The sequence below is a fragment of the Smaragdicoccus niigatensis DSM 44881 = NBRC 103563 genome (assembly GCF_000380645.1).
GTDB lineage: Bacteria > Actinomycetota > Actinomycetes > Mycobacteriales > Mycobacteriaceae > Smaragdicoccus > Smaragdicoccus niigatensis.
Window position 1 is genome coordinate 216,104 of record NZ_AQXZ01000012.1, and the last position, 22,328, is coordinate 238,431.

19 protein-coding genes are annotated in these 22,328 nt (G+C 65.1%); 15 read left to right on the forward strand and 4 right to left on the reverse strand.

Features of this window, described 5'->3' with window-relative positions:
- The first annotated feature begins 130 nt into the window (after window positions 1-130).
- The 3 genes from F600_RS0105350 (at window position 131) to F600_RS0105365 (ending at window position 3,972) form a co-directional block, all read left to right on the forward strand.
- Window positions 131-1,273, forward strand: a complete 1,143-nt coding sequence (locus tag F600_RS0105350; protein WP_026306191.1) for a kinase — start codon at window positions 131-133, stop codon at window positions 1,271-1,273.
- Window positions 1,274-1,304: 31 nt separating this feature from the next.
- Window positions 1,305-2,624 (forward strand): replication-associated recombination protein A, encoded by a 1,320-nt coding sequence (locus F600_RS0105355; protein ID WP_245541476.1) that lies wholly within the window; start codon window positions 1,305-1,307, stop codon window positions 2,622-2,624.
- 343 nt (window positions 2,625-2,967) lie between these two features.
- Window positions 2,968-3,972 carry a sensor domain-containing diguanylate cyclase gene (locus tag F600_RS0105365; RefSeq protein ID WP_081628727.1) on the forward strand — a complete coding sequence of 335 codons (1,005 nt, stop codon included), beginning with the start codon at window positions 2,968-2,970 and terminating at the stop codon, window positions 3,970-3,972.
- 5 nt (window positions 3,973-3,977) lie between these two features.
- Here the strand turns inward: F600_RS0105365 and F600_RS0105370 are convergent, their stop codons facing one another.
- Window positions 3,978-4,895: a cytochrome c oxidase assembly protein gene (locus F600_RS0105370; protein WP_018159567.1), complete on the reverse strand. Its 918-nt coding sequence runs from the start codon at window positions 4,893-4,895 to the stop codon at window positions 3,978-3,980.
- 96 nt (window positions 4,896-4,991) lie between these two features.
- Between F600_RS0105370 and F600_RS0105375 the strand changes: the two genes are divergently transcribed.
- Window positions 4,992-5,372: a thioesterase family protein gene (locus F600_RS0105375; RefSeq protein WP_018159568.1), complete on the forward strand. Its 381-nt coding sequence runs from the start codon at window positions 4,992-4,994 to the stop codon at window positions 5,370-5,372.
- Window position 5,373: 1 nt separating this feature from the next.
- Here the strand turns inward: F600_RS0105375 and F600_RS27070 are convergent, their stop codons facing one another.
- From F600_RS27070 to F600_RS0105390, 3 genes are all read right to left on the reverse strand, one after another.
- The gene (locus F600_RS27070) at window positions 5,374-6,453 is read right to left on the reverse strand and encodes an FUSC family protein (protein WP_018159569.1); all 1,080 of its coding nucleotides are present in this window, start codon (window positions 6,451-6,453) and stop codon (window positions 5,374-5,376) included.
- Window positions 6,450-8,033, reverse strand: a complete 1,584-nt coding sequence (locus F600_RS0105385; protein ID WP_018159570.1) for a Na+/H+ antiporter — start codon at window positions 8,031-8,033, stop codon at window positions 6,450-6,452. Before F600_RS0105385 ends, F600_RS27070 begins: the two co-directional genes overlap by 4 nt.
- A gap of 68 nt (window positions 8,034-8,101) precedes the next feature.
- Window positions 8,102-9,427 (reverse strand): tryptophan 2,3-dioxygenase, encoded by a 1,326-nt coding sequence (locus F600_RS0105390; RefSeq protein WP_018159571.1) that lies wholly within the window; start codon window positions 9,425-9,427, stop codon window positions 8,102-8,104.
- Between the two features lie 179 nt (window positions 9,428-9,606).
- Here F600_RS0105390 and alaS point away from each other — a divergent pair, with 179 nt between their 5' ends.
- The 11 genes from alaS to F600_RS0105445 all read left to right on the forward strand — a co-directional run bounded on the left by alaS (window position 9,607) and on the right by F600_RS0105445 (window position 22,308).
- A complete protein-coding gene (alaS, locus tag F600_RS0105395) occupies window positions 9,607-12,264 on the forward strand; it encodes an alanine--tRNA ligase (RefSeq protein WP_026306193.1) in 2,658 nt (885 codons plus the stop codon).
- Window positions 12,261-12,719, forward strand: coding sequence for a Holliday junction resolvase RuvX (gene ruvX / locus F600_RS0105400; protein ID WP_018159573.1), 459 nt, complete (start codon window positions 12,261-12,263; stop codon window positions 12,717-12,719). Before alaS ends, ruvX begins: the two co-directional genes overlap by 4 nt.
- A 2-nt stretch (window positions 12,720-12,721) precedes the next feature.
- On the forward strand, window positions 12,722-13,930 hold the full coding sequence (mltG, locus tag F600_RS0105405; RefSeq protein WP_018159574.1) for an endolytic transglycosylase MltG: 1,209 nt from the start codon (window positions 12,722-12,724) through the stop codon (window positions 13,928-13,930).
- Window positions 13,927-14,733: a shikimate dehydrogenase gene (locus F600_RS0105410; RefSeq protein ID WP_026306194.1), complete on the forward strand. Its 807-nt coding sequence runs from the start codon at window positions 13,927-13,929 to the stop codon at window positions 14,731-14,733. The genes mltG and F600_RS0105410 overlap by 4 nt, the downstream gene beginning before the upstream one ends.
- Before the next feature lie 50 nt (window positions 14,734-14,783).
- Complete coding sequence (locus F600_RS0105415; protein ID WP_018159576.1) at window positions 14,784-15,191, forward strand: A24 family peptidase; 408 nt, start codon at window positions 14,784-14,786, stop codon at window positions 15,189-15,191.
- Window positions 15,192-15,332: 141 nt separating this feature from the next.
- Complete coding sequence (aroC, locus tag F600_RS0105420) at window positions 15,333-16,529, forward strand: chorismate synthase (protein ID WP_018159577.1); 1,197 nt, start codon at window positions 15,333-15,335, stop codon at window positions 16,527-16,529.
- On the forward strand, window positions 16,529-17,095 hold the full coding sequence (locus tag F600_RS0105425; RefSeq protein ID WP_018159578.1) for a shikimate kinase: 567 nt from the start codon (window positions 16,529-16,531) through the stop codon (window positions 17,093-17,095). Before aroC ends, F600_RS0105425 begins: the two co-directional genes overlap by 1 nt.
- Window positions 17,092-18,177 carry a 3-dehydroquinate synthase gene (gene aroB, locus F600_RS0105430; RefSeq protein ID WP_018159579.1) on the forward strand — a complete coding sequence of 362 codons (1,086 nt, stop codon included), beginning with the start codon at window positions 17,092-17,094 and terminating at the stop codon, window positions 18,175-18,177. The genes F600_RS0105425 and aroB overlap by 4 nt, the downstream gene beginning before the upstream one ends.
- Before the next feature lie 73 nt (window positions 18,178-18,250).
- Entirely contained in the window at window positions 18,251-19,657 is a 1,407-nt protein-coding gene (locus F600_RS0105435) for an FAD-binding oxidoreductase (RefSeq protein WP_018159580.1), read from the forward strand.
- Between the two features lie 114 nt (window positions 19,658-19,771).
- Entirely contained in the window at window positions 19,772-21,169 is a 1,398-nt protein-coding gene (locus F600_RS0105440; protein ID WP_018159581.1) for an FAD-binding oxidoreductase, read from the forward strand.
- Between the two features lie 47 nt (window positions 21,170-21,216).
- Window positions 21,217-22,308 (forward strand): M24 family metallopeptidase, encoded by a 1,092-nt coding sequence (locus F600_RS0105445; protein ID WP_018159582.1) that lies wholly within the window; start codon window positions 21,217-21,219, stop codon window positions 22,306-22,308.
- Window positions 22,309-22,328: the final 20 nt, after the last annotated feature.

Here is a 22,328-nt window from a genome sequence, read left to right on the forward strand (position 1 = left end):
CCGATTCCAAGATCAGAAACCGCCACCTGTCGACCCGCCGACGGGCAAGTAAACACGTTCTGACAATCGGCGTGTCGTGCATTCCGCGCGCCGCGACACGCATTGTGTGACGCGCGCTACATTGGTGTCGATGACGGCAATGTTGACCCGGCCAGTAGCCGATGTTGTGGTAGCGGCACAGAACGTGCTCGCGCGCCGCATCGGTCGCGCGATCCGGCTGGTCGATCCGGTAGGGCTCGGCGGAAGCGGGGGCTCCGTCGTTCTCCGTGTGCGCGTGGTGGCCAACGAGGACGTTGGCCTCCCGCGCACGCTTGTCGTCAAGGCCATGAACCGCATCGGTCGTGTCGAGCCCGGCGTCGAGAGCTCCGATTCCGCATTTCTGCGGGAGATGGCCTGCTACCAATTCGCGAACACGTTGCCGCGGCCGCGCCGCCCCGGCGCCGACATGATCTGCTGCGATCCGGTCCAGCGCTTGATGATCTTGAGCGATCTCGGCAACGGTCCGCGCCTGTCCCGGCTGCTGTCTGATCCGTCGCGGGTCTCCAACGCCCTGTCGGCGGTCGCGCAGGCTCTCGGCCGAATGCACGCCGGCACCGTCGGCCGCGAGAACGACTTCGCCGCGCTGCTTCGGAGAGCCGAGGTCGCCCATCAGACCGATGCGATGCGAAGTCGTGCGGCAAGCGCCGTGGATGAACTGCCGGATGCACTTGGCGAGTTCCTCGGCATCGACGTGGCGTCGGACATCGTCGACGAGGTCCGGAACTCCGTATCGCTGTTCCGCGGTGGCCGGTTCGCGGCGTTCAGCCCGTCGGGCATGTGCCCCGACAACATGGTCATGGGCTCGGATGGCGTGCGATTCGTGGACTACGAGTGGGGTGGCTTCCGCGACGCGATGCTCGACCTCGCGTATCCGCTCACGATGTTCCCGGGCTGCCTGTGTGCGCTCGACGTGTCCGAGCGGCAGTCCGAGATGATGATCGATGCCTGGCGTGCGGAGGTCGTCGACGTGTGGCCGCAGGTCCGCGACGATCGCCTGATGCGGCGTCGACTGCTCGAAGCGCAATTGCTGTGGGTCTGGATCTCGACCGCGTGGTTTCTGCCGGACGCGGAGAACGAGCGGGTCGCCGCGGTCTATGACCACGGTTTGTACCAGTCGCGCAAAGCGGTTCTCCCGCAGCGCTGGCGACTCGTTGCGGCAACCGCGGAACGCGCCGGACGCCGCGATCTCGCCCAGTTCGGTGAGGCAGTAGCCGACGCGCTGGTGACGGGTTAGGGAGAGCGGGTAGGTTCCACCCGTGGATTCGCTGTTCTCCGATGACCCGGACGAGACGGGTCTCGCCGTCGTGGCTGGTGAATTGGCGCCCCTCGCGGTCCGGATGCGACCGCGCACGCTCGATGAAGTCGTCGGCCAAGACCACGTCCTCGGCCCGAAGGCACCGCTGCGCCGGCTGATCCAAGGTGCGGGTGCGGCGTCGGTCATTCTCTACGGCCCGCCGGGAACCGGTAAGACGACGCTCGCGTTGCTCATCTCCCAGGCGACCGGGCGTCGGTTCGAAGCACTGTCGGCGTTGTCCGCGGGCGTCAAGGAAGTGCGCGCGGTCATCGACTCGGCCCGTCGCCGCCTTATCAATGGCGAGCAGACGGTGCTGTTCATCGACGAGGTTCATCGGTTTTCGAAGGTCCAACAGGATGCGCTGCTCGATGCGGTCGAGAACCGCATCGTTCTGCTCGTCGGCGCGACGACCGAGAACCCGTCCTTCTCGGTCGTGGGACCGTTGCTGTCTCGGTCGCTTGTCATCCAATTGCGTTCGCACACCGAGGAATCGATCGGCGGGCTCCTCGATCGCGCGGTAGCCGACGAACGCGGTCTCGCGGGGGACGTCAAGCTCGAAGAGGAGGCCCGAGCGCATCTCATCCGGGTCGCCGGGGGAGATGCCCGCCGCGCTCTGACTGCGCTCGAAGCCGCGGCGGAGGCGGCCGTGGACGGCGCGATCACTCTCGAGGTGGTTGAAGGTGCGCTCGATCGGGCGGCTGCGCGTTATGACCGCGCGGGCGATCAGCACTACGACGTCACCAGCGCCTTCATCAAGTCCATCCGCGGTTCCGACGTCGACGCCGCGCTGCACTACCTCGCACGCATGATCAGCGCCGGCGAGGACCCTCGCTTCATTGCGCGGCGACTCGTCGTGCACGCGAGTGAAGACATCGGGATGGCCGATCCGCAGGCGCTCCTGGTGGCGACCGCGGCTGCCCAGGCGGTCCAGCTCATCGGTATGCCGGAAGCCCGCCTGGCCTTGGCGCAGGCGACGATCCATCTGGCGACCGCGCCGAAGTCGCCCGCGGTCATCGCCGCGATCGGGGCCGCGACGGCCGACATCAACGCCGGCAAGGCCGGTCTCGTGCCACCGCATCTGCGCGATGGTCACTATGCGGGCGCCGCGAAACTCGGCAACGCACAGGGCTATCAGTACCCGCATGACACACCGGGTGGAGTGCTGCCGCAGCAGTATCCACCGGACGAGTTGATTGGCGTGGATTACTACCACCCAACCGAGCACGGCCACGAGCGTGAGGTCAAGTCGACGTTGGCGAAGCTGCGCCGGATCGTGCGCCGGCAGTCCTAGTCCGAATACCGTCCGGACAATTTCCGAGGCCGTGGAGGCGGCGATGATCGGGCGCAACGCGAAACGCTGTGAAGCTGGCTTCGCTTTTCTCGAATCGCCCAACGCCAGAATTGATTTCAATTTCAACAATATCTTCGCGGGTTGATTCAAGTGTCAAATATCCGGACTATCCCGAGGGTTTGCGTTTGGGGCCAGAAAGGACCAAACGGACGTGAGTTTTGTTCTACCGCAGAATGATTGACGTCGAGAATGTTTGCGTCTGTATTAATCTGACCGGACACGTGATAATTGCACTGTGAACGTCGACATAGCACGCCTGCCGGGTAGTACCGAGGCGGAGGGCATGGCCCGATTGCTGCGCGCAGTCCAGGATCTTTCTCTGGCAAGAAGTCTCGAAGAAGTGCAGATCATCGTCCGCACCGCCGCGCGTGAACTCACCCACTGCGATGGTGCCTCGTTCGTACTCCGGGACAACGGCAAGTGCTATTACCTCGACGAGGATGCGATCGAGCCCCTCTGGAAGGGCATGCGCTTCCCGATGGAAGCGTGTGTCTCGGGGTGGTCGATGCTGAACCGCAAGCCGGCTCTCATCCCCGACATCTACACCGATAGTCGCGTACCGCACGAGGCTTATCGCCCGACGTTCGTCAAGAGCATGGTGATGGTCCCGATTCGGACCGCCAGTCCGATCGGCGCGATCGGTAACTACTGGGCCCAACCGCGTGAGGCCACCGAGCTCGAAGTCGCGTTGTTGCAGGGGCTGGCGGATTCGACGTCGATCGCGATGGAGAACGTCGCGGTGTACGCCGAACTCGAGCAGCGCGTGCTCGATCGGACCGCGCAGCTCGTCGAAGCCAACGCCGAGATCCAGCGGCTGTCGCTGACTGACGAGTTGACCAAACTCAACAACCGCCGCGGCTTCTTTCATGCTGCGGAGGCCTCACTCGCTTCTTCGCGACGACGGAACGAGGCCAGCGCCCTCGTCTTCATCGATGTCGACGGGCTCAAGCCGGTCAACGACAAGCTGGGCCACGAGATGGGTGACCAGCTGATTGTCGACATGGCGCGCGTCCTGCAGTCCACCCTCCGCGAAGCCGACGTGGTGGCGAGACTCGGCGGCGACGAATTCTGTGCTCTTCTCGTCGATACCGACCACGCCGAGATGGTGCGAGCTCGGATCGAGGAAGCCATCACTGCGTTCAACGTGGAATCGAACCGGCCGTACCAGTTGTCGGCGAGTATCGGAATCGCCGAGTCTGAGGGCAGCGACACCCGCTCGTTGGACCGGCTCATGGCCCTCGCTGATGAGCTCATGTACGAAGTGAAGCGGACGCGATCCACGCGCTGATTCGCCTAACGACGCATCCGGTCACGGAACTGCGGGTCGTTCTCCCACCACAGGCCGCTCTGCATGGTGGTCGGTTTCTCGACGGCTGTTCGTGCATCGAGTTCGCGGTCGACTGCCTTTGCTTGCGCGCGGTCTTCGGCGCTGAATGATCGACCGAGGAGAAGTAGGAACGGCAGACCGATGACGTCTCCGAGAATCCAGAGAATCCCGGCACCAATGGTCTGATCGAGGCGCGCGTCCAGCCCCCACGTGAGGCCCAAAGCGGCGTAATAGTGGGCGAATCGCACCGGCCCCTGCCACAGGACGACGCCGAGAATGCCGTCGCCGAGTTGCTCGACGATGGTGATGACCAGCGAGATTCCCTGAGTGAACCGGCGGGGTACCGGGTCGGCCTGAATTCGTGCGTAGTAGTAGGTGAATCCGACGAGAACCAGCACTGACCTGGTCAGCACGTCGACGGGTTCGTACCGAAGAGACGCGACGTACCAGCCCGTTAGATAGAGCAACCACGGCAGTGCAATAAGGCCGAGCGAAGTTGGTAGTGGATGAAGCAGGACTCGAGCGACGCGGCCCTGCAAGTATGCGTCGAGGCGTTGCCGCCGCCGCTCGGTGAGCGCCGCGCGGAACACGGTGACCGGTGTTCCGGCGGCGAGGAACAGCGGCACGAGGTAAAGCAGAAGCAGGATCTGAAGAGCCCGCATCCAGAAGAGAACGTGGGAGTAGACGCCGATGAACCCGCACCCGGCGATGATCCAGATCAGTAATCCGACGCCGAACGACGTCATCCGGGTTCGCGGCACCGCCTGCCCGCGGGCGGACCAGAAATACGCGATTCCGGCAATGGCGACGGGAAGAACCGTCGCGGAGTCGAACTGCCACGAAAAGAGCGCGGTTTCGGGCGAAAAAGGAAGGTCGATCGGCACGGCAACCTGCTGACTTGGACGGGGTGTCCGCGTCCAAGGTACCGAAGCGGCGAACCGTTTCGTTTGAGGCGGCCGCTGCCGTGGGACCCTGACGACATGGCACTAAACCCCGGACTGTCGGCCCGTTTCGATGTCGAGATCACGCCGGAGGACACTGCGCTGCAACTCGGCAGCGGCGATGTCGAGGTTCTCGGCACTCCACGACTCGTCGCGTTAGCCGAACGTGCGACGGTGATGGCCGTCGCGCTCGATCTCCCCATGGGCAGCACGACCGTCGGCACCGACGTCGCGATCCGGCACCGGAAGGCGACCCTCCCGGGCTCGACCATCTCGGTGACTGCCGAACTCGTTGGCGTCGAGGGATCGAAGCTGACGTTTGACGTCTCCGCGCACGAGAACGGGACGCTCATCGCGAGCGGCCAGATCTCGCGTGCGGTGGTCGACCGAAAAGAGTTCGTGGCGCGAATCAGCGGGTGAGTCAAGCGGTCTCGTGACCGGACGTTCGAGGCCGGCCCCATCGGCGCGAAACGACGGCGACGCCGATGCCGACCACCACGCCGATCAATGTGTCGACGGCTCGGTCGCGCACCAACGTCAGCGGATCGGTGGGCGCAGTGAGTTCGGTCATCAGCAGGATGAGCGGCGTGAAGAACCCGAGTGCGAGTCCGTAGTGCCGGATCATGAACAGTTCCGTCGGGAACAGCAACACGATGACCACCACGGCGAGGAACACCGGACCTGATTTCGGTGCGAGCAGAGCGCCGGTGATGAGCAAGCCGACGAAGGTACCGAGAACGCGATGGGTTCCGCGCTCGACGACTCCGCGGATCGACGAGTCCTGACCACGTGCGTCGGCGGCGGCCAGCGGCACCGCGGCGGCTGCCATTGCCCAGTTGGCATGGTCGACTCCGAGAAGCAATCCGCAGCTTCCGGCAATAGAGATCGCGAGCGCGTACCGCAACGCGTGCGCCATCGTCGCAGTTGGCGTGTGCTGCCGAACGCCACGGAACGCTGAGGTGACCCGCAGCCCGCGCAGCGACCTCAGGTCCCGGGTGCGGATGGCGATGACGATGCTCACGACGATGCAGAACAGTGCCGTCGCGCCACCGATCGCGGCTGCGCCCCAGGGCGAGATCCGCCCGCTCGGCAGCGTCGCGATCGCGCCGAGCGCGAAGATTCCGAAGAACGGACCTTCGGGTCGCAGCCCCCACGAATCCGCCGCCATTGATGCGACGACGGCGAACAGCGTCTCCGTGATGACGAGGGTCGGGACCGTGACGCCATGGTTCGACAGTTCGACGCCGATGCACGCGGCAGCCCCGAGAATGAGCGCGGCCTGGGTCTGGTGGCGAATGCGGCGTGCGGGCGACTCCGCCCGTCCGTACATCCCGACGAACGATCCGAAGACTGCATAGATGAGGAGATCGGGCCGACCGGCAGCGAGAATCACCACGCCCGGGACAACAAGGCCGATGGCGACGCGCGCCGCGTGGATGTGGTCGTTGTCCGATGGCGCGATGCTCAGCAGCTGACGCAGCTGCACCAGCACCGAGGTCACCGGCGGTGCATCCGCAGGGCGAGCCGGACCTCTTCGAGGTCGAGCCCGGCCTGGATCTGCCGGAGGACCGTGTCGTCGATTCGGCGCTTGTCTCGAAGATCGATGATGACCTCGCGTTTGCGTGCGATGAGTGCCCGCCGAAGTTCGGCGTATTGCTCGTCCTGATGCAGCACCTGGTCGTCGCCCTCGGCCTGCAGCGTTCGAAGTTGCTGAGCGTATTCGCCGTCAAGACGCTCGGCGACTTCGGGGTCGATACTGAGTCGTTCCGCCAGTTTGGGAAGCTCGGCGTAGGCCGCTTCGGTGGCCTTGAGCTCGGCATACCGGCGTTCTTCGACGGTGGTGGTGTCGTGCGGGAAGCGCGCCCATCGGACGACGGACGGAAGCAACAGGCCCTGCACGATGACGGTTACCGCGATGACCCCCGCGGTGACGAAGATGATCGCGTCCCGATCCGGGAACGAGGAACCGTTCGCGAGAAGTTCCGGGATCGCCAGCGCGGCCGCCAACGACACCGCACCGCGGAACCCGGCGACGCCCATGACCACGGTTCCCCGCACGCGGCTTCGTTCGCCGTGTGGGCGGTCCTCATTGGCGACCCATCGCGTCACGTAACTCGACCCAAAGAGGAAGACCATCCGAACGACGACCAGGACCGCGACAACCGCCGCCACCAGGAGCAGTGCGCGAGGGATCGTGAGGCTCGTCAGGTTGCGGACGGCGGACTGCGATTCCAGCCCGACCAGGACGAACAGGCTGCCGTTGAGCAGGAAGGTGGCGAGCACCCAGAAGTTCTCCGTCTGCCGACGGGCGTCGGGCCGTCCCATGCGGGGGCTCGCCTGGCTGATGATGAGTCCCGCCAGAACCGCGGCGATGACGCCGGATGCGCCGATCGTCTCCGCGAGCAGAAATGCGGTGAACGGCGTCAGGATGACGGCGACGTTGATGAGGAGTGGGTTGTCGAGACGCCGCCGGGCGAGCACGGCGAGCCACGCGACGAGGGCACCTGCCACCGCGCCGCCCACATAGGCGACGACGAACAGCCACGAAATCCACGGAACACTGAAGTGTTCGTTGCCGACGGTGATGCCGACCGCGATCGCGTAGACCACAAGTGCGGTGCCGTCGTTGACGAGGCTCTCCGCGCGCAGAAGGGTCACCTCTCGATTGGGCAGCACCCGGGCGAGGGCAGCGACTGCGGTCGCGTCCGTGGGCGCGACTGCGGCGCCGAGCACCCAGGCGGGTCCCCAGGGCAGTCCGAGCGAGTGTGCGGTCGCCGCGACCGCGCCGGCGGTGACGATGATGAGAACGGTCGAGGTCAACGCAATGCCGACCAGGTCGCGCCGAATTCCGCGCAGGGGAGTGGTGAAGCTTTCCCAGTACAAGAGCGCCGGGAGGAACAGCAGTAGGACCGCTTCGGGGGCGAGATGCACCGCGCGCAGCGACGGAATGAACCACCACAATGCCCCGCACAACAACAGCAGGATCGGCGGCGCGACGCGATAGCGACTGCTCACCAGAGTGCAGATCAGAACCGTGACGCCCAACGCCACCACGAATTCCAGTCCGAGAAGACTTGCCACTCAACAACAATGCGGTGTGCGCGGCGGTTTGGCGGCCTATCTTCGGGCTTCGGCCTACTTTGTGGCGATCACGCCGACATCGCGATCGGTGAATTCCGTTGCGCTGCCGTCTTCTTCGCAAATGGGCAGGTGCGCGGAGCGGCCGGCTCCGCCGACTCGAAGACGGGAATGTCGCGCACGTGCGCCAAGTACGGAGTGCCTTCGGTGCTTCCCGTTCCAGTCTGCTCACCGAGCATGCGGACGGCGAGGCTCAGGTGCGTCTTGCGCCAGCGGAGGATCGCGTCCGACATTGCTTCCATTCCAGCGTGCACGGCGCCGATCTCGTCAGCGCTCAGCTGACCCGACGAGCAGGCCTCGACGAAGGCGTCGTCGAGGGTGTGGTTGCCGGCGAGGATGCGTTCCCGAACCTCGGGGACCGAGTAGTAGGCGAGGGAGTCGATGCGGTCGGCGTCGGGGGTGCGGCACAGCGACTCGAGAATCTTGTAGTTGCGGGACTGGATCGCGCTGGCACCTTCGGTGTAGTTGCGGAAGGTCTGGAACGACTCGACCTGCATGGTGGCGAGCATCGAGAACAGGAGACCGGCTTCGCGAAGTGCCGCTGCGGAATCGGAGAGGTAGTGCGCGGCCTGGCCGGCGTCGCGGTTCGCCAAGGCCGTCAGCGCACCGCGGAGCTGCAGGGCGATCAGGGCGAACGTGGTCTCGAAGGACTGCAGCACGCGCAGGAACAAGTACTCGTCGTGAGCGGTGTAGACGGGCAGGATGCTGAGTTCGAGCGTGCGCTTCTCGCTGTCCGACATGTCGTCGCGAACGGCCTCGACCATCTGCCGAGCGAGTTCGATGGTGTCGGTCGCGGTCAGGGAGCCATCGAGGCCAAGCCGGGTGAAGAAGGGGCGCATCAGGCGAACCGCGAGGTGGATGCGCTTGTCGACGACGTCAGCGGACGGCCGGAGCTGCGGAAGCGACGTGGTCAGACCGTCGATGACGGTGAGCTCGTAGTCGAGCAGATCGCACACGAGTTGTGCGCGGAGGCGGTCGAAGCGCGCGCGGGCGAACGGTGCGTGCTCGACCGGGTCATTGTGAGCCGGGAGCTGCAGAACGTTGAGCGCGAGGTAGGTGGGGTAGTCGTAGCGGTCGTCGTGCTTGTCGAGCGCGGTGTCGAGGAAGGATGCGAGGACCTGGACGTCCTGCCACGGTCCCGGGACTGTCGCGATGTGCGAACGCACCTCAGCGAGGCGGGCGAGAACGTCGGCGTCGACGAAGTGCTTTCCGACGGAGTGGTACTCGTTCATGACCTCCTCGAAGGGAAAGGTCTTGGCGTTCCGATGTTGGAGCCAGTCCTCGAGACCGGCCTTCGCGCGTTCGGTTTCGAAACGCTTCCCGATATGGCTTGCCACCACGAACTCCGTTCCGCTCGAAATCTTGTGTGGTACGAGAAATATCCGTCGAAATCGAGTGCGGAACTACGCATCCGGGGGTGGTGGGTGCACCCACCGAGGGTGATGTTTTTGCACCCTAGGGTGCCCTTCGCTGCCTCGGTGCAGCGCGTATGCGGCTGCCGGTAATCTTGACTGTTGTGCAGACCCACGAAATTCGACGTCGCTTCCTCGACCACTTCATCTCCGCTGGTCACACCGAAGTCGCCAGTGCGTCGTTGATCCTGCACGACCCGAACCTGCTGTTCGTCAACGCGGGAATGGTCCAGTTCGTCCCGTATTTCCTGGGACAACAGACGCCACCGTTCGCCACGGCCACGAGCGTTCAGAAGTGCGTCCGCACCCTCGACATCGAGAACGTCGGTCACACGACCCGGCACAACACGTTCTTCCAGATGGCGGGCAATTTCTCGTTCGGTGACTACTTCAAGCGCGGGGCGATCGAACTCGCCTGGTCGCTGCTGACGAAGTCGCTCGACGAGGGCGGGTACGGCTTCGACCCCGAGCGTCTGTGGGTGACGGTATACCTCGACGATGACGAAGCGATCCAGATCTGGAAGGACGTCGCCGGTCTGCCGGACGAGCGCATCCAGCGTCGCGGCATGGCTGATAATTACTGGTCGATGGGTATCCCCGGCCCCTGTGGTCCGTGCTCGGAGATCTACTACGACCGCGGCCCCGCGTACGGCAAAGACGGTGGTCCCGAGGCCGACGAGGACCGCTACATCGAAATCTGGAACCTCGTGTTCATGCAGAACGAGCGGGGTCTCGGCCGCGGTAAGGACGACTTCGAGATTCTGGGGCCGCTGCCGAAGCAGAACATCGACACCGGCATGGGCGTCGAGCGGGTGGCCTTCCTGCTGCAGGGGGTCGACAACGTCTACGAGACCGACCTCGTGCGTCCGGTCATCACCAAGGCCGAGGAACTGACCGGCCGCCAGTACGGATCGAAGCACGAAGACGACGTCCGGTTCCGCGTCATCGCCGACCACGCCCGTACCGCCGCCATGCTCATCGCTGACGGTGTGAACCCCGGCAACGAGGGCCGAGGCTACATCCTGCGCCGTCTGCTGCGCCGCATCGTCCGATCCGCTCGCCTGCTCGGCGCGGACAAGCCGGTCGTCGGCGAGTTCATGTCGGTCGTGCGGGATGAGATGTCGCCGTCGTACCCGGAGCTCGCCACCGACTTCGACCGCATCCAGACTGTGGCGGTGGGTGAGGAGACTGCCTTCCTCAAGACCCTGACGTCGGGTTCGAAGCTGTTCGAAGAGGCCGCCGACGAGGTGAAGGCGTCCGGTAAGTCGGTGATCCCCGGTTCGGAAGCGTTCACCCTGCATGACACGTACGGCTTCCCGATCGACCTGACGCTCGAGATGGCCGAAGAAGCCGGACTGACCGTCGACGAGGCGGGCTTCCGCGAGCTCATGGCCGAGCAGCGCAAGCGCGCCAAGGAAGACGCTCAAGCGCGCAAGCATGCCCACGCCGACCTTTCGGTCTACAAGGAGCTCGTCGACCGCGGTCCCACCGAGTTCACCGGTTTCGACGAACTCGACACCGAGGCAACGGTTCTCGCGATCATCTCGGGCGGCGTGCGGCAGCCGGTCGCCGAGGCTGGCACTGACGTCGAGGTCATCCTCGACCGCAGTCCGCTGTACGCCGAGTCCGGTGGACAGATCGCCGATCGCGGTTCGCTCAGCGGCTCGGGGCTCAAGGCCAAGGTCAACGACGTCCAGAAGATCGCCAAGAAGCTCTGGGTGCACAAGGTGACCATCGAGCAAGGACAACTCCTCGAAGGCGACACCGTCACCGCGCATGTCGATCCCGCGTGGCGCAAGGGTGCGACGCAGGGCCACTCCGGCACGCATATGGTGCACGCCGCGCTGCGTCAGGTTCTCGGACCGAACGCCGTCCAGGCCGGTTCGATGAACAAGCCGGGCTACCTGCGCTTCGACTTCAACTGGCAGGGCGGGCTTTCCGAGGCACAGCGCGACGAGATCGAGCGCGTGTCGAACGAAGCGGTCGGCGAGGACTTCGCGGTCAACACGTTCGTCACCGACCTGCCGAGCGCGAAGAAGATGGGCGCAATGGCCCTCTTCGGTGAGAACTACGGCGACGAAGTCCGCGTCGTCGAGATCGGCGGACCGTTCTCGATGGAGCTGTGCGGTGGTACGCACGTCGGAAGTTCGGCGCAGATCGGCCCCATCACCCTCCTCGGTGAGTCGGCCGTCGGTTCCGGTGTGCGTCGTGTCGAGGCGTACGTGGGACTCGATTCGTACAAGCACCTCGCCAAGGAACGTGCGCTTCTCGCGGGCATTGCATCGTCGTTGAAGGTGCCCTCGGATCAGGTTCCGGGTCGCGTCGAGCAGATCGTCACGCGCTTGAAGGCAGCCGAGAAGGAAGTCGAGCGACTCAAGGCACAGGCCGTGCTGTCGTCGGCAGGCTCGCTGGCGAACGGTGCGACGACCGCGGGCCGGTTCCGCGTGGTCGCGGCGAAGGTGCCGGGCGTCTCGGCAAACGATCTGCGGACTCTAGCGGGTGACATCAAGGGCCGTCTCGGCTCGGAGCCGGCTGTGGTCGCGCTGTTCGGCGATGTCGATGACAAGGTTCCGTTCCTTGTGGTCGTCAATGCGGGCGGGCAGGACGCGGGCGCTCGGGCCGGCGACCTCGTCAAGTCGTTCGCGCCGAAGATCGGTGGCCGGGGTGGCGGTAAGGCCGACTCGGCGCAGGGTGCGGGAACCGACGCGGCGGGCATCCCGGCTGCGATCGCCGACGTCACGGCAGCGTTGTCAGGGCTGTGACCTTCCAGCGGGGCAGAAGACTCGGCATCGATGTGGGGGCCGTGCGGATTGGCGTCGCCGTGAGCGACCCGGACGGCATCCTTGCCACGCCCGTTGAGACTGTCCAGTTCGTTTCGGGCGGCTCGCCGGAATCGGCAGATATCCGGCGCATCTGCGAGATCGTGGCAGAGTATGAGGCCGTTGAGGTGATCGTTGGACTGCCAACAACTCTGCAAGGGCGGCATGGAAATGCGGCCGAGGCAGCAGAGGAATTCGCGGCTCGGTTGCGTTCGAAATTGGACGTTCCGATCCAGATGTCTGATGAGCGCTTGACGACAGTTTTTGCAACACGTGCGCTTCGTGACAGCGGGGTCCGGGCGCGCAAACAACGGCAGGTGATCGACCAGGCTGCGGCCGTAGCCATTCTCCAGAACTGGCTTGACGGACGTACGAGAAGTTTGGGGCAGGACAGCTAAGTATGGGATCTCCGAAAGAGCCGCGGCAGCTTCCGCAGCGCGTTGGCGCAGCCGTTGCGGCCGCGCGGGGAAATAGGCGCAGAACGGCGGTCCTCGCGATCGCCTTGGCCGTCCTTCTCCTCATTGGCGCCGGTCTGGCCTATTGGTGGAAGTCGTCGCACCCGTATGCTCCGCCACCGGACTTCGCCGCTGGTACCGCCGGCCCGGACGTCGTCGTGGGCGTGAAGTCGGGGGAGACTGCCGACGACATCTCGCAGGAGATGCTCAAGAAGGGCGTTACGAAGAGTGCTTCGGCGTTCTTCGATGCGGCCGTGTCGAACGATGCGATGGGTAGCCTGCAGCCGGGCTACTACCTCGTTCCGTCCCACGTTCCGGGTGCCGTAGCGGTCGAGAAACTTGTCGACCCCAAGTCGCGCGTGGGCAACATGGTCCTGTCCGAGGGGCGTCAGCTGCTCGACAACAGCGACCTCGACACCGGCTCGACTCGGGAGGGCATCTTCCGGAAGATCGCCAAGGCCAGTTGCTACAAGCCGGACGGCAAGGAGCACTGCGTCACCTATGAGGACATTGCCGCGGCCGCGGAAAGCGACGACCTTGCCGCGCTCGGTGTTCCCGAGTGGCTCCGGGACGATGTCGCCAAGGCCCCACGCAAGGCGACCCAGCTCGAGGGGCTGATCATCAGTGGAAGTGTGGACTTCGACCCGTCCGCGTCGCCGACTCAGATCCTGAACCAGCTGGTCACCGAGAGTGCGAAGCGATACGAGGATTCGGGCATTCTCAAAAATGGACCGAAGGGTTACACGCCGTACCAGAAGCTGGTCATGGCCTCCCTGGTGGAACGTGAGTCGCATCCGAAGGACTTCGGCAAGGTCGCGCGCGTCATCCTCAACCGTCTCGCCAAGCCGATGCAGCTGCAGTTCGATTCGACCGTCAACTACGGCCTCGACACCGTCGAACTCGCGACGACGGATGCCGACCGCGCCCGCGTGACGCCCTGGAACACGTACGCCATGGACGGCCTCCCGGCCACTCCGATCGCATCGCCGAGCCTGGACGCGCTCAAGGCCGTCGAGAACCCGGAGAAGGGTCCGTGGCTCTACTTCGTCACGGTCGACGCCCAGGGCACGACGTTGTTCACCGACAACCTCGAGGAACACGAGAAGAACGTCCAGAAGGCCAAGGACAGCGGCATTCTCGACCAGGGACGATGACACGCAGAGCCGCAGTTCTGGGGAGCCCGATCTCGCATTCGCGCTCTCCAGACCTGCACCTTGCGGCGTACCGCGCGCTGGGTCTGGATTGGACCTACGAACGTATCGAGTGCACGGGCGAACAACTACCCGGACTGGTGTCCGGTCTGGGACCCGAATGGGTTGGCCTATCGGTGACAATGCCCGGCAAGGTCGCCGCGCTCGAGTTCGCCACTGAGCGGACCGAGCGTGCCGAATTGGTCGGGTCGGCGAACACGCTGGTCCGGATCGACGGTGGTTGGCGTGCGGACTGCACTGACATCGACGGGGTGGCCGGAGCTCTCATCGAGGGCGGCGTCGGCGATCTCGACGGTGCGCACGCGGTGGTTCTCGGGGCCGGCGGTACGGCACGACCGGCATTGCTCGCACTGAGCGACCTCGGCGTCGAGGCGGTGACCATCGTTTCGCGGGATCGCGGTCGCGCCGCGGACACTGTCGAATTGGGCGAGCGCCTCGCGATGGCGGTCGCATGGCAGGATCTCGAACCGGAAGACCTCGCCTACACGTGTTCGGGGGCGCAGGTCGTCGTCAGCACGATTCCGGCGTCCGCCGCGGCGGAGGTCGCTGCCGCTGTGGCGCAGTGTCCGTTCCTCCTCGACGCCATCTACAACCCCTGGCCCACGCCGCTCGCCGATGCGGTGTCCCGTGCCGGTGGAACAGTCGTCAGCGGCCTGGAAATGCTCCTCAATCAGGCGTATTCCCAGGTTGAGCAGTTCACGGGTCAGCCCGCACCTCGAGAGGCCATGGCCGCCGCGATTCGCTGAGCGGGATCCGGAAATCGGCTTTCGAGGGTCCCATCAACGACCGTTGGTGAATGACGTTCGGTCTCTTCGTAGCGTGGTGTGTAGCGCTCAGTTGGTACGACTGCTGTGAACGTCGCTTGCCTAATTGGCTCACCATTCCGGGCGCGATCGTGATCGTCGGCGCCGGCACTGCGATCGGGCAGTGTCGAACCGTCGTCGTGGGTGCGCTGCTCCTGTTTGGTTTGTACCTGGTCGCTCACGTGCTGGCTCCGACGTCGCTCGGTGCGGGCGACGTGAAAGCCGCGATCGGACTCGGGGGAGCCGCGGCCCTCGCCAGCTCGCAGTCTTGGGTGGTGGCTGCTGTCCTGGCGCCGCTGATCACCGCGGTGGTCGGCGCACTTCTCCTTCGCGGGCGGCCAGTGCCGCATGGACCGTCGATGTGTGCGGCGACGGTGTTCGGAATTCTCTGGTGTACGTGACTGCCCGGCCCGGAACACTGGCGATTCGGCAAAGTCGGACCCCGAACGTGGGGTGGATCGTTGAATCGCCCGTGGTTCGGGCCGCGCGCCGATTGCACTAGTGCCAACCGGTGATTCGGCAATTTGTCGGCTCATGAAAAGATGGACACCGTGTTGCGTTGGGTAACTTCAGGTGAATCGCACGGTCGCGCGCTTATTGCGCTGCTCGAGGGCATGGTTGCGGGGGTCGACGTCACGTCGGCCGAGATCGGAAACGATCTCGCTCGGCGCCGGCTCGGCTATGGCCGTGGCGCCCGCATGAAGTTCGAGGCCGACGAGGTCACGATCCTCGGTGGTGTCCGCCACGGCAAGTCGCTCGGTGGTCCGATCTCGATCATGATCGGCAATTCCGAGTGGCCGAAGTGGGTCGAGGTCATGGCGCCGGATCCGGTCGACGAGGCACTCCTCGCCGACCTGGCTCGCAATGCCCCGTTGACCCGTCCGCGCCCGGGGCACGCCGACTTCGCCGGCATGCTCAAGTACGGCTTCGAGGACGCACGACCGGTTCTCGAACGCGCCAGCGCGCGTGAGACGGCGTCCCGCGTCGCGCTCGGCGCCATTGCAAAGTCGTTCCTGCGCCAGGCTTTCGGCGCCGAGGTGATCTCGCACGTCGTATCGATCGGCGCCGCGGCCACCCCGGACCCGACGGTTCCGCAGCCTTCGGACCTCGCCGCGATCGACGAGAGTCCAGTGCGTGCGTTCAGCAAAGACGGCGAAGCTCTCATGATCGCTGAGATCGAGGCTGCGAAGCGCGACGGTGACACCCTCGGCGGTGTCGTCGAGGTCGTCGTTTCCAACCTGCCGATCGGCTTGGGCTCGTTCATCAGCGGGGAGAACCGCCTCGACTCGCGTCTGGCCGGCGCGCTCATGGGTATCCAGGCGATCAAGGGTGTCGAGGTCGGCGACGGTTTCGAGACCGCACGCCGACGCGGCAGCCAGGCACACGACGAGATGCGCCCGGGCCCGGATGGCGTCCTTCGTTCGACCAACCGTGCCGGCGGCCTCGAAGGCGGAATGACCAACGGTGAGCCGCTGCGCGTGCGTGCCGCGATGAAGCCGATCTCGACGGTTCCGCGCGCGCTCGCCACCGTTGACATGTCGACTGGTGAAGAGGCCGTCGCCATCCACCAGCGTTCCGACGTGTGTGCGGTCCCGGCTGCCGGTGTCGTCGCCGAGGCGATGGTCGCTCTCGTCGTCGCGCAGGCCGCGCTCGAGAAGTTCGGCGGCGACTCGATCGTCGAGACCAAGTCCAACATCGACAACTACCTCGCTGGCGTTGCCAAGCGGATGCGTCGCTGATGGCCGTACCTGGGCCGTCGAAGCCGCGAGCCATCCTCGTTGGACCTCCCGGCGCAGGGAAATCGACCATCGGACGTCGTCTCGCCAATGCCCTGGGAGTCGAACTTTTCGACACCGACGCGGCAATCGAACGCGAGACCGGACGCACGATTTCGGACATCTTCGCCACCGACGGTGAGGAGCATTTCCGCGAGATCGAAGAACGGGTCGTTCGCGAGGCCGTTATTCATCAGCGCGGAATCGTGTCGTTGGGCGGCGGTTCGGTGTTGTCAAAGAACACGCGCCAACTCCTTCGCGGGCACACCGTGATCTATCTCGAAATCAGCGAAGCCGAGGGTGTGCTCCGCACCGGTGCGAGCAACGCCCGGCCACTGCTTGCCGGAACGGACCCGAAGGCGAAGTATCGGGAACTGATGCGCCGGCGACGTCCGCTGTATCGGGAGGTCGCCACGATCCGCATCCGGACCGATCGGCGTAGCCCGGGTCGCGTCGTCGCGCAGATCCTGGGGAAACTGGGGGTCAAGACATTGCCTGAGCTGCAGCGCAAGACAGAGGAGAAGAAGTGAGCCAGACCGAGCCTGTGCGGATCGATGTGCGGACCGCGCAGCCCTATCCTGTGATTGTCGGTCGTGGCCTTCTCGACGAGATCCTCACCGCGCTCAAGGGCACGCGGCTGGTGGCGATCATCCACCAGCCGACCCTCGCCGTCTCGGCGGAAGAGTTGCGTGCTGAGCTCGCGGCGATCGGAATCGAGGCGCACCGCCTCGAGATCCCCGACGCCGAAGCCGGTAAGGATCTTGCCGTTGCCGGCTACGCCTGGGAGGTGCTCGGTCGTATCGGGATGACCCGGAGCGACGTCGTGGTGAGCCTCGGTGGTGGCGCGGTCACCGACTTCGCCGGATTCGTTGCGGCCACCTGGATGCGCGGCGTTCGGGTCATGCACATTCCGACCACGCTGCTCGCGATGGTCGACGCGGCTGTGGGCGGCAAGACCGGAATCAACACCGACGCAGGTAAGAACCTCGTCGGCTGCTTCCACGAGCCCTCGGCGGTGTTCGTCGACCTCGCGACCCTCGAGACGCTGCCGCGGAACGAACTCGTTGCCGGAATGGCCGAGGTGGTCAAGACCGGATTCATCGCCGACCCGGTGATTCTCGATCTCATCGAGAAGGACCCCGAGGCGGCGATCGACCCGACGGGGCCGATCCTCGCCGAACTCATCAAACGCTCGATTCAGGTCAAGGCCGATGTGGTCGCGGCAGATCTGCGCGAGTCTGACCTGCGCGAAATCCTGAACTACGGTCACACCCTCGGGCACGCGATCGAGCGTCGGGAGCGGTACAAGTGGCGCCACGGCGCCGCGATTTCGGTCGGCCTCGTTTTCGTTGCCGAACTGGCCCGCCTGGCTGGTCGCCTCGACGACGCCACCGCCGACCGCCATCGGGCAATTCTCGAGCTCCTCGGTCTTCCCACCAGCTACGACGGCGACGCGTTGCCGCAGCTCATGGAAGCGATGCAGGGCGACAAGAAGAACAAGCAGGGTGTGCTGCGGTTCGTCGTGCTCGACGGCTTGGCGAAGCCGGGCCGGCTCGCGGGACCCGACCCGTCGCTGCTGGCGGCCGCGTACTCCGCCGTCGCGCGGGACTGAAAAGTCGCATCTAGAGCGGAATTCGGACCGGCGATACGCTAAGCGCGACCCAGCAATTCGCGCGCGAAAGAAGATGGCGATGGCCGCTTCATCGAATCCCGAAGAATTCCGGTCTGCGTTCGGAGGAACGGTCTTCGAACCCGGCGACGACGGCTATGACGTTGCGCGGTCGCCCTGGAACGGGGACATTGATCATCGCCCGGTCCTGATCGCTCGGTGCTCGTCGCCCGGCGACGTTGCGTTGGCATTGGACTACGCCGCGTCGAAGGGCCTCGAGGTGTCCGTGCGCGGCGGCGCGCACAGCTATCGGGGCACGGCGGTCACCGACGGCGGCGTCATGATCGACCTCAGTGCGCTGAACACGGTGATCGTCGATCCCGAGGGGAAGACGGCGCGCGTCGGTGGTGGCACGACGCTCGCGGTTCTCGATGCAGCCACGCAGGAACACGGCCTCGCCGCTGCGGCCGGGGTCATCAGCCATACCGGTGTGGCTGGCCTGACCCTCGGCGGTGGCATGGGCTGGCTGACGCGCTTAGCCGGATTGTCGATCGACAATCTGCTGTCCGCCGAAGTGGTGTTGGCCAACGGCGAGGTCGTGCGAGCTTCCGCCGACAGCCACCCGGATCTGTTCTGGGCACTTCGTGGTGGCGGTGGCAACTTCGGTGTCGTCACCGAGTTCGAATTCCGGCTGTACGAGATCGGCCCGATGATCAGTTTCGGGATGTTCTTCTGGGGTCTCGAGTCGGGCCGTGAGGCGCTGCGTCTCGCCCGGGACTACATACCCACGCTCCCGCCCAATTCGGCGGTGCTCCTGGGAGTCGGATTGTCGGCTCCACCAGCGCCTTTCGTTCCCGAGGAATTCCACGGGCGGAAGGGTTATGCGCTCCTGGTGGTGGGTTACGGACCGCCCGACGATCACGCGGAAATGGTCTCGCCCATTCGTGCACAGTTGCCTCCGTTGTTCGAGTTCTTGACGCCGATGCCGTTCACGGCTCTGCAGCAACTGTTCGACGAAGACGCTCCGTGGGGCGTTTTGGGCTACGAGAAGTCTCTCGATATTGATGATCTCTCCGACGAGGTCATCGACGTTCTCGCCGACCTCGCCGGCGGTGCCACCTCGCCCATGTCATTCATGCCGATCTTTTCGCTGGCGGGCAGATTCACCGAGATTTCCGAGGACGCGACCGCGTTCGGGGGTTCGAGGTCGCCGCATTACACGGTCAACATCGAGGGGGCGTCGCACGACCGCGAGGTCTTCGAGGCCGACCGTGCGTGGGTTCGCTCGGTGTTCGACGCGCTGTCTCCGTACGCCTCCAATGTCGGCGGCTATGTGAACTTCATGGCAGAGGCGGACGCCGACCGAGTGCGCACTTCGTACGGGGCGGACAAGTACGACCGGCTCGCGGCCATCAAGGCGACCTACGACCCGGACAACGTCTTCCACCTCAACGCGAACATCAAGCCTGCGGCGCGGGCCTGATCCTGGTCGATTCTGTCCAGTTGATGACAGCCCATCTGCGCCTCTAGAGCGCACCTGCAAGCGTTGCCTACGCTGATCGCGTCAGTTCGGCCAACCGCTTGAGAGAAGACTCCGATGACGTCGACATCGAATCTCGAATTATTCCGCTCGGCGTTCCGCGGAACGCTCATCGAACCCAGCGACGACGGCTATGACCAGGCCCGATCGGCCTGGAACGGTGACATCGATCATCGACCTGTGCTCATCGCGCAGGTCTCATCGCCGCCTGATGTCGCCGCGGCGCTCGCACTTGCCGCAGGCGAGGGCCTCGAGGTCTCGGTGCGCGGTGGCGCGCACAGTTACCGCGGCACGGCGATCGCCGATGGCGGTCTCGTGATCGACCTCAGTGCACTGAAATCGGTGGTCGTCGACCCGCAGGCGAAGCGCGCCCGCGTCGGTGGGGGAGTGACGCTCGCCGAACTCGATGCCGCAACCCAGCCGCACGGGCTTGCGATGCCAGCCGGCGTCATCAGTGACACGGGCGTTGCCGGTCTCACACTCGGCGGCGGCATCGGATGGCTCACGCGGCTCGGCGGACTGTCGGTCGACAACCTCGTCGGCGCCGAGGTCGTTCTAGCGAACGGTGACGTCGTGCAGGCCTCCGCCGACAGTCACCCCGACTTGTTCTGGGCGCTCCGTGGCGGCGGCGGCAACTTCGGTGTCGTTACCGAGTTCGATTTTCGGCTGCAGACTGTGGGTCCCCTGATCAATTTCGGGATGTTCTTCTGGGGGCTCGACCACGGCATCGAGGCGTTGCAGTTCATCCGGGACTTCATTCCGACGGTCGGTGAGCGTGCTGGTGCCTTGGTAGCGGTCGGTCTCACGGCACCGCCGGCGCCCTTCGTCCCCGAGCACGTCCAGGGTCAGAAGGGGTACGCGATGATCGTCGCCGGCTACACCACACCCGAGGATCACGCCGACCTGGTGGCACCGGTTCTCGGCCAGTCGCCGCTGTTCTCGTTCATCACGCCGATGCCGTTCGTCGACCTCCAGAAGATGTTCGACGAGGACCTCACGTGGGGGATGTACGCGTATGAGAAGTCGCTCGACGTGGACGAACTGACCGATGAGATCATCGCTGCCCTCGCCGCGAACGCCGATGGTGCTCGCTCGACCGAGTCCTTCGTCGGCATCTTCTGCCTCGGCGGCGCGTTCAGCCAGGTCAGCGAGGATGACACCTCGTTCGGTGGGTCACGGTCGCCGCACTACGCGGTCAACGTGGACTGTGCGTCGATCGACCGCGCAGATTTCGAGCACGACCGCGAGTGGGTGCGCACGATGTGGGCTGCCCTGCAGCCCTACGCTTCGAATGCCGGCGGTTACGTCAATTTCCTCAACGACGCCGACGAAGCACGGGTCCGCGCATCCTACGGCCCGGCTAAGTACGACCGGCTCGCGGCCATCAAGGCGACCTACGACCCGGACAACGTCTTCCACCTGAACGCGAACATCAAGCCTGCACTCGGAGGTTGACGGCTGAAGCCGTAGCCCCGCGGCTCGGCTCGCCCTACGCTCGGAAGATGCGACCCAATCACGCGGCTCGGCGGGAAGCGCTTCGGCGCCTCGTTCGAGAGGCGGACGCGACGGCGATGCTGGTCACCGATCTCGTCAACATCAGATACCTGACGGGGTTCACGGGATCGAATGCCGCGCTGCTCGTGCACGTGCACGGTGACCAGCACACACTGCTGTGCACCGACAGTCGATATTCCGAGCAGTCGGCCCGCCAGGCGCCGGATATACGGGTGGACATCGCCCGGGCCTGCGGGCGCCGACTGGCAGAGTTTGCGAATGAATCGGAGTACAAGCGTCTGCTGTTCGAGAGCAACGTCGTCACGGTCGAAGATCATGCGACTCTCTCCGGAACCACTAAAGGCATTGAACTGCAAGGGATTTCGGGACTTGTGGAGCAACTCCGCGAGGTCAAGGACGACGGCGAGATCGACCTGATCCGGCAGGCGTGTGCCGCTGGCGACGCGGCTCTGGCGGCCCTGTTGAAGGCTGGGGGATTGCGGGAGGGGAGGTCCGAGCGCGACGTGGCTCGCGACCTCGAGTGGCGCATGTTCGAGGCCGGTGCCGATGGAATCGCCTTCGAGACGATCGTCGCGACGGGCGCGAATTCGGCCATCCCACATCACCGGCCGACTGAGGCCGTGCTCGCCCATGGCGACTTCGTGAAGCTCGACTTCGGTGCGCTGGTCGACGGATATCACTCGGACATGACGCGAACCTTCGTTCTCGGTGCCCTTTCCGATTGGCAGCGCGCGGCTTACGACGTCGTTCTGGCGTCACAGCTGGCGGGCTGTGAGGCCGTTCGCTCGGGCGTCACGGATGGCGAACTCGATGCGGCATCGCGTGATGTCATCGAGGCTGCGGGCATGGGCAGACATTTCACGCATGGGTTGGGCCACGGCGTGGGCCTGCGGATCCATGAAGCACCGGCAATCACAAAAACCGGAGAAGGTAAACTGCTCTCCGGCGCGGTGGTGACCGTGGAGCCAGGTGTCTATTTTCCCGGCCGAGGTGGGGTTCGGATTGAGGACACCCTCGTCGTCCGGGACTCGGGAGCCGAGCTGCTCACACTCACCAGCAAAGACCTGACAATCGTGTAACTGAAACAACTTGTGTCGTT

Excerpts from the sequence above, each read along its gene's own strand:
- F600_RS0105350 (WP_026306191.1), top strand. The coding sequence starts at position 131 with ATGACGGCAATGTTGACCCGGCCAGTAGCCGATGTTGTGGTAGCGGCA.
- F600_RS0105365 (WP_081628727.1), top strand. The coding sequence starts at position 2,968 with ATGGCCCGATTGCTGCGCGCAGTCCAGGATCTTTCTCTGGCAAGAAGT.
- F600_RS0105375 (WP_018159568.1), top strand. The coding sequence starts at position 4,992 with ATGGCACTAAACCCCGGACTGTCGGCCCGTTTCGATGTCGAGATCACG.
- mltG (WP_018159574.1), top strand. The coding sequence starts at position 12,722 with ATGGGATCTCCGAAAGAGCCGCGGCAGCTTCCGCAGCGCGTTGGCGCA.
- F600_RS0105410 (WP_026306194.1), top strand. The coding sequence starts at position 13,927 with ATGACACGCAGAGCCGCAGTTCTGGGGAGCCCGATCTCGCATTCGCGC.
- F600_RS0105415 (WP_018159576.1), top strand. The coding sequence starts at position 14,784 with ATGACGTTCGGTCTCTTCGTAGCGTGGTGTGTAGCGCTCAGTTGGTAC.
- aroC (WP_018159577.1), top strand. The coding sequence starts at position 15,333 with ATGGACACCGTGTTGCGTTGGGTAACTTCAGGTGAATCGCACGGTCGC.
- F600_RS0105425 (WP_018159578.1), top strand. The coding sequence starts at position 16,529 with ATGGCCGTACCTGGGCCGTCGAAGCCGCGAGCCATCCTCGTTGGACCT.
- F600_RS0105435 (WP_018159580.1), top strand. The coding sequence starts at position 18,251 with ATGGCGATGGCCGCTTCATCGAATCCCGAAGAATTCCGGTCTGCGTTC.
- F600_RS0105440 (WP_018159581.1), top strand. The coding sequence starts at position 19,772 with ATGACGTCGACATCGAATCTCGAATTATTCCGCTCGGCGTTCCGCGGA.
- F600_RS0105445 (WP_018159582.1), top strand. The coding sequence starts at position 21,217 with ATGCGACCCAATCACGCGGCTCGGCGGGAAGCGCTTCGGCGCCTCGTT.